This window comes from Acetonema longum DSM 6540 (assembly GCF_000219125.1).
In the GTDB taxonomy this organism is placed as follows: Bacteria; Bacillota; Negativicutes; order Sporomusales; family Acetonemataceae; genus Acetonema; species Acetonema longum.
This window is the reverse complement of record NZ_AFGF01000109.1, coordinates 1-245: the sequence shown is the minus strand read 5'-3', so window position 1 is coordinate 245 and position 245 is coordinate 1. Positions and strand designations below refer to the sequence as shown.

The window sequence follows — 245 nt, the reverse complement described above, 5'->3', positions numbered from 1 at the left end:
TCTTGGGACGGCAATTTCTATATCGCCCAGGCTAGTCTTTAGTGTTTTTTCGCTGTAGCCGTTACGGCTATTATCGGTTTCCTTATTACGATAGTCGTACTTGCTATAGCCTAATTCGTCGTCTAATTCACCTTCCAGGCCATTTTCTAAAACGGTACTTACCATTTCCTTGAACAATTCCTGGACTCCGGCAACATCGTTAATTCCGGCTCCTTGTAGCAGTTCTAATAATTTTTTTCTTTGTT

The 245-nt window shown here is 41.2% G+C and carries 1 protein-coding gene; it reads right to left on the bottom strand.

Features of this window, described 5'->3' with window-relative positions; translation table 11 throughout:
• Positions 1-245, bottom strand: a 245-nt coding sequence (locus ALO_RS12210; RefSeq protein ID WP_004096319.1) for an IS256 family transposase, incomplete at both ends; no start/stop codon positions are given.